General features: G+C 57.9%; 6 protein-coding genes. 2 read left to right on the forward strand and 4 right to left on the reverse strand.

The genetic code is table 11. The features are described from left to right. Window positions 1–81 precede the first annotated feature (81 nt). The 3 genes from eptB to HMPREF9538_RS22295 all read right to left on the reverse strand — a co-directional run bounded on the left by eptB (window position 82) and on the right by HMPREF9538_RS22295 (window position 4,026). Window positions 82–1,755, reverse strand: coding sequence for a kdo(2)-lipid A phosphoethanolamine 7''-transferase (gene eptB, locus HMPREF9538_RS22305; protein WP_004152427.1), 1,674 nt, complete (start codon window positions 1,753–1,755; stop codon window positions 82–84). 242 nt (window positions 1,756–1,997) lie between these two features. Then, a complete protein-coding gene (locus tag HMPREF9538_RS22300) occupies window positions 1,998–3,203 on the reverse strand; it encodes an MFS transporter (protein ID WP_009484192.1) in 1,206 nt (401 codons plus the stop codon). A gap of 241 nt (window positions 3,204–3,444) precedes the next feature. Then, window positions 3,445–4,026: a hypothetical protein gene (locus HMPREF9538_RS22295; protein WP_020316624.1), complete on the reverse strand. Its 582-nt coding sequence runs from the start codon at window positions 4,024–4,026 to the stop codon at window positions 3,445–3,447. Window positions 4,027–4,231: 205 nt separating this feature from the next. Here HMPREF9538_RS22295 and tag point away from each other — a divergent pair, with 205 nt between their 5' ends. Next, window positions 4,232–4,813 (forward strand): DNA-3-methyladenine glycosylase I, encoded by a 582-nt coding sequence (gene tag / locus HMPREF9538_RS22290; protein WP_002921914.1) that lies wholly within the window; start codon window positions 4,232–4,234, stop codon window positions 4,811–4,813. Further along, window positions 4,791–5,231 (forward strand): N-acetyltransferase, encoded by a 441-nt coding sequence (locus tag HMPREF9538_RS22285; RefSeq protein WP_004181509.1) that lies wholly within the window; start codon window positions 4,791–4,793, stop codon window positions 5,229–5,231. Before tag ends, HMPREF9538_RS22285 begins: the two co-directional genes overlap by 23 nt. On the opposite strand, the gene HMPREF9538_RS22280 is transcribed toward HMPREF9538_RS22285, so the two are convergent. After that, window positions 5,200–6,367: molybdopterin dinucleotide binding domain-containing protein (locus HMPREF9538_RS22280; RefSeq protein WP_009484194.1), on the reverse strand; the 1,168-nt coding region annotated here is incomplete at its 5' end. The genes HMPREF9538_RS22285 and HMPREF9538_RS22280 overlap by 32 nt on opposite strands.

The raw sequence follows: 6,367 nt of genomic DNA on the forward strand, positions 1-6,367 counted from the left end.
GGGGGGGGGGGGGGGGGGGGATTAGCTTATCCTGGGCTCAGGAAAGGAAAACAGACCCGAGAATCTGAAAACTATCGGGCCTTACTTTTTCCACCGGCACCAGTTGTTGTTCTCATTGATCCCGCCATCCGGCGAGGTATAGCCGAGGCAGCCCATAATGGTGTCGTACAGCTCGACGTGACGGCGCGGCACCTTCATCGCGGCCTGCTGCTGCAGATGGGCAAACGCGGCGGCGTGATCGGGATTTTCCAGGTACTTATCCGACATCCACACCATCATCGGCACGCGGAACTGCTCCGGCGGCGCCATCTTGCGTGGCGTACCGTGCAGGTGTTCACGCTCGTTAATCGACTCCCCGTGGTCGGCGGCATAGAACACAATCGCTTTCTTATCCCGCAGCTGGTCGAGGACGCTGACGATAAAGTGATCGACATAGGTCACGCTATTGTCGTAGGAATTGATCAGTTCCGCTTTCGAGCACTTGTTGTCGACGCCGACGCACTCCGGTTTCCACTGGGCGAAGCTGCGCGGGTAGCGTTGGGTGTAGTTAAAGTGGGAGCCTTTGGTGTGGAGAATGATCAGATGCTTACCGGAGGCGTTGCCCTGCGCCATACCGCGCTTCATCTCATCCACCAGCAGCATATCGTCAACGCTCTTACCGCGGTTGCGCGGCTCGGCGCCAATCTGCTCGCGGTAGGCGATATTGTTGGCCATCGTGTTGCTGTAGAACCACATCTCGCTCTGCATGGCGTACAGATTGCCGCTGAAGCCCAGCTGATGCAGCACGGCAAAGACATTCTGCTCTTTGAGCGTCCGCTGTGGGTTATCTTCCGCCCCGCCCTCGCGCACAAACATGCAGCGTAACGACAGTTTGGTAGCGGTATCGCACGAGTAACCGCGGAAGGCGACGAGATTCTTCTCTTTCTCCAGCTCTGGCGTGGTATTGCGGCTATAGCCGAGGATGCCCATATGGTCCCAGCGGGTCGTTTCGCCAATGATAAACACCACGTAGGTATCATCCAGACCTTCCGGCGCGACGTAGGTGAACTTCTTCGCCGGGTTAATCAGCGATTTGTTGTCTGAGGATTCATCCACCTGCGCCCAGGCGTACAGACCCAGCGCCGACAACCAGTTCGACGGCAGGTAAGAGTTGGCGATCACCCCGCCATAGCTCGGCATATCCACTTCCGAATGGCGCTCCACATCATGCTGGCGCAGCTCTAGCAGGCGGATGGGTCCCCAGACAATCAGTCCGGCCAGCACCACGATCAGCACGTTTTTAACCCGCTGGCCCGGGGTGCGCAGCTGGCGCAGCAGCGTATGGCGGCAGCGGTTGCTCCAGATGAACAGCAACGGCGGCGCGCTCACCGCCACCAGCCAGAGGATCAGGTGCCAGCCGATGACCTCTTTCGACAGGTCGATATCGGTGGTCATCACCGAAGCGATGATCCCGTAGCCAATCACCACATTGAGGAACGTCATGTAGTAACTCGCCGCGGCGGAAAACAGGACAATCAGCGTCGCCAGAATGCGCCAGATACGGCGGCCGAACAGCGACAGAAGACGTAACAGGAAGAAGGTGACAAATACCGTGGCAACCAGTTCAACAACACCGGAAAGCCCTTTCCAGAAAGTGAACTCTTGAGCATAACCATCGAAACGCCGGAAAAAAACGGCGACGTTCATAAACCAGCCGATGTACAGCGCCAGCCAAAAACTAAGCTTCTGCTGCGTCATCGTTCTAATATATTTCATGCAAGCAAACCTGGAAAAAGAAGAATAAAACACCGCCTGACGCTGTGGCACGAGTCAGTAGGCTAATAGGGTGCGTTAGGGTTGGTTATCAGAAACCTCTACAAACCGCGATAAGTAGACCACAGGGAACGAGAAAAGTATCAGGAGGGAATGTGATCCAGCCAAACATTTACAAAACATTTGGCTGGATTGGCACTATTTGCTTAGGGAAATAACCAGGGGCACGTTTCACGCCGCAGGTTTCAGGCGTGCGCCTCGTTATATACCGTGCTTTTCGGCTGACGAATGGTGGTGGATAACGCCAGCGAGAGGATCAGCAGGGCGAAGATCACGCAGAAGGTCACGTAGAAACCGCCGAACAGCGAAGCGATGAGAGAGCCGCAGATGCTGCCGATACCGAAGCCCAGATAAATCACGCCATAGTTTTTCGCCAGATTGTTCAGACCAAAGAACTCACTCACCAGCGACGGGAAGACGGTAATGGTGCCGCCGAAGTTAAAGGCGACGCAGGCGATGGCGGCGAAGAAGGTCAAGGCATTCAGCGGGGCGAACAGCAGCGCGGCCATCCCCACCAGCGACACGACCTGACCGATGGTAATCACGCGAATGCGGGAGATTTTATCAGACAGGATACCTAACACCAGGCGACCGCTGAGGTTCGCAATCGAGATAACCGTTACCGCGTTGGCCGCCGTGGCGACATCCAGGTGGACCATTCCCTGGGCAATATCCTTCGCTACGCCAATTACGTACAGACCGCTCATGCAGGCCGTCAGGAACATCACCGCCAGCATCCAGTACTGCGGTTTACGCATCGATTCGGCGAGGGTGAAGTCGTTTTCCACGACGCCGTTGGCCGCGGTGGCTGCCGGGTGATTTGGCGCATCTTTCATCAGGGTCGCGCCAAAGACGATCATCACCAGCACGATAGCGCCCCAGATAACGAAGGTTTTTTCCAGGCCAACGGTGGTCAGCAGGTGGGAATCAATGAATTTGAACCCCAGGCTGCCGAGACCATAGGAGCCAATGGAGAAGGCGGAGATCAGCCCTTTACGTTCCGGGAACCATTTCACGCAGTTCGACAGGGTCAGCAGGTAACCGGCGCCGTCCGCCAGCCCCACCAGCACGCCCGCGCTCAGCCACAGCATCATCAGGCTGCTGGAGTGCGCGGTCAGGAAGAAGCCCAGGCCGAGCAGGATCCCGGAGGCCATGGTGACGCGCTTCACGCCAAAGCGCTCCTGCAGCTTGCCGGCGACCGACGAAGAGAGCGCCAGCCCGAGGCTCAGCAGACCAAAGGAAAAAGCCACCTGACTGACCGGCTCGCCCAGTTTGTCAGACAGCGAACTGTTAAACAGACTCCAGGTATAAACCGAACCGAGAGCGAATTGGGTGATGATGGTGCCGATCAGTGTCAGCCAGCGGGTCGATTGACGGTTTGCAGCGTTCATAGCAGTTGTCCTGATAAATTAACTGCCGCCACAATAGCGAAGGCCCCTCATCCAGTGGGGGAAAAAGGCATGAACTGCCATCAGCGGGGAATGAAATGCATTAATGTTGGAATGAATGGCATTGCATAACATTCATTCCGTAAATTACAGGCAAAAAGTTAGTGTGCGCTATCTCACAGAAATGCGCCATTGCTGAGATTTAACAATAACCACATCGTTTCAAATGCGTAACAATTCCCGATTAAAAATTGGCGCTGACCCCCATCAAATAGAGCGTATTTTCCCCTGACGGCAGGTTATCCGCCTGCGACAGCGTTGCCCATGCCGCCACGTGGGATCCCAACCGCATATCAGCGCCCAGGGTGACATCGCTCCAGCCTCCCTCCCTGGCACGGGTCATCGGCGCCCAGACATCGCTGGCGAGCGACTGGTTATAGCTCACCTGCGCCCAGGGATGCACGCCCCACAGCGCCTGATAATCCATGCGCCAGCCGAGCGTGTTAACGTAGCCCGCCTCGCCTGCGCTTCTCACCGTCGGCGCGGTGACGTCGCTGCGCAGGCTGGCCACCGGCCCGGAGGTTACGCCGTTTGCCAGCGGATAATTCCAGCCAATGCTCAGGCCGCGGCCGCTGTCCGGCGGCGCCAGCCCCTGGTTTAACGCCAGCCCGCCGGGCGTCTCAGAGGACTTCATCCGCTCGGCGAGAATATCTTCATAACGTGGTTGGTGATCGCTATCCCATGTATAGCGTTCCGACGTATTACTTTTTGTATCGATAGCGATATATTCCTGTTGCCAGGCATTCGCTCCAGAGACACATGACACCCAGACGGATACGCTCGCCGGGATCAAGAACCCCCGGAGGCCATTGCATTTCTTTATTATCATTAATGCGACTCCAGAAAAGAGCCGAATCGGCAATATTGCTGTGTTTTTAGTGGGGATACGATTTCCCTGTATTAACTATTATCTTTATCTTTCAGCCGTCAAGGCAGGCGTCCACTTTTTTAGCGCAGAGGGAGAAACAGCTATGCAGCGTTGCGGATGGGTGAGTCAGGATCCGTTATACATCGAGTATCACGATACCGAATGGGGTGTGGCGCAAAAAGAGGGTCGCCAGCTGTTTGAAATGATCTGCCTTGAGGGCCAGCAGGCCGGTTTATCGTGGATCACGGTGTTAAAAAAACGGCAGAACTACCGCCAGGCTTTTCACCAGTTCGATCCGGTGCGCGTGGCGGCGATGGGTGATGACGATATCGAGCGACTCCTGCAGGATACCGGCATCATTCGCCATCGGGGAAAAATCCAGGCCATTATCGGCAACGCCCGCGCCTATCTGGCGATGGAAGAAAATGGCGAGTCGTTCACTGATTTTGTCTGGTCCTTCGTCGACAATGCGCCACAGGTGACCCGCGCTGCGACGCTGGCGGAAATTCCCACCACGACGCCGGCCTCCGATGCGCTGTCGAAGGCATTGAAAAAACGCGGCTTTAAGTTTGTCGGCTCGACAATCTGTTATTCCTTTATGCAGGCCTGTGGGCTGGTCAACGACCATGTCACCGGCTGCTTCTGTCACCCTGGAGGTCAGGATGATCCGCAAGTGGGACACTGAAGATACCGCGCCGCTGCTGGCGCTGTGGCTGGACAGCACGATTCATGCCCATCCTTTTATCAGCGAAAGCTACTGGCGCGACAGCGTCGCGGTAGTACGGGATGTCTATCTTCCCGCCGCCAGCACCTGGGTCTGGGAGCAGGATGGCGAGTTAAAAGGCTTTGTCAGCGTGCTGGACTCCCGTTTCGTCGGCGCGCTGTTTGTCGCGCCGGGCGCCACCCGCCAGGGTATTGGCCGGGCGCTGCTGGATGAAGTCAAACGGCACTACGCCTGGCTGAGCCTTGAGGTTTATCAGAAGAACGAATCGGCGGTGAGTTTCTACCATGCGCAGGGCTTCCGGATTGAAGACTGCGCATGGCAGGACGATACTCAGCACCCGACGTGGATTATGCGTTGGCCGGCGGATCAAATGCCGTAAGCGGCAGCGCCGGGCCGGTATATTTCTCCAGCCACGCCAGGGCGGTGTTCCCGGCACAGCCGTTGCCCAGCCGGGATGTCGGAATATCTTTGGTTAAGACGTTCACCGCCCCGTTTTTGCAGATGCCGACCTGCGGATCCAGGTCGGGCCACGCTCCTTCATGCAGGCAAATCACCCCCGGGCGGATCCCCTCCGTCACCACGGCGCCGGCCAGCACCTGACCGCGGGCGTTCCATACCCGCACCAGATCGCCATCGACAATCCCGCGCGCCTGCGCATCCTGCGGATGAATAGTCACCGGTTCGCGCCCGGCGACGGCATAGCGCTCGCGCAGCGCGGTGTGGTTCAGTTGGCTGTGCAGACGGTGGGCCGGATGGGCCGACAGCAGCTGCAGCTGCCCCGCCTCTGCGTTGCCATGCCACTCGTCGGGCTCCAGCCACATCGGATGCGGCGGACAGTCGGCGTAACCAAAAGCGGCGATGGTCGGCGAGTGGATCTCTATTTTACCGCTCGCCGTTTTCAGCGGGTTGGCCTGGGGATCGGCGCGGAAGGCGGCGAAACGCGCAAAACGGGCATTCTCCGGCTCCTCCGGCATCTCAATCAGCTGGTTAGCCTGCCAGAATTCGGCAAATGGCGGCAGCGTCACCTGCTGCTGGGCGCCGCGCCGGGCGGCCATCTGATAGAAAGTCTCCAGCCACTGCAAATCACTCTTCCCTTCGGTGAAGCGTTCGCGGCCACCCGCCTCCCAGCGTTCGCTGAGGTCGGCAAAGACCGCGAAATCGTCGCGCGCTTCATCTCGCGGGGCAACCACCTGCTTCATCGGCACCAGATGCTGGTTACTGTAGTCCCCGGTCATGGTCAGATCGTTGCGCTCAAACGAGGTGGTCGCCGGCAGGACGATATCGGCATGGCGCGCGGCGGCGGTCCAGAAGCATTCGGAAATGACGATAAGCTCCGGTTTCTGCCACGCCTGAATCAGTCGGTTGGTGTCCTGATGATGAGTAAAGTTGGCGCCGCCGGCCCACCAGATAAAGCGAATATCGGGAAAGCGCCGCGCCATGCCGTTGTGCTGATACTCCGCCCCCGGATTCTCCAGCGCCTCGACAATTCGTGCGACCGGGATCTTCTCCACCGCG

It is taken from the genome of Klebsiella sp. MS 92-3, assembly GCF_000195655.1.
In the GTDB taxonomy this organism is placed as follows: Bacteria; Pseudomonadota; Gammaproteobacteria; order Enterobacterales; family Enterobacteriaceae; genus Klebsiella; species Klebsiella pneumoniae.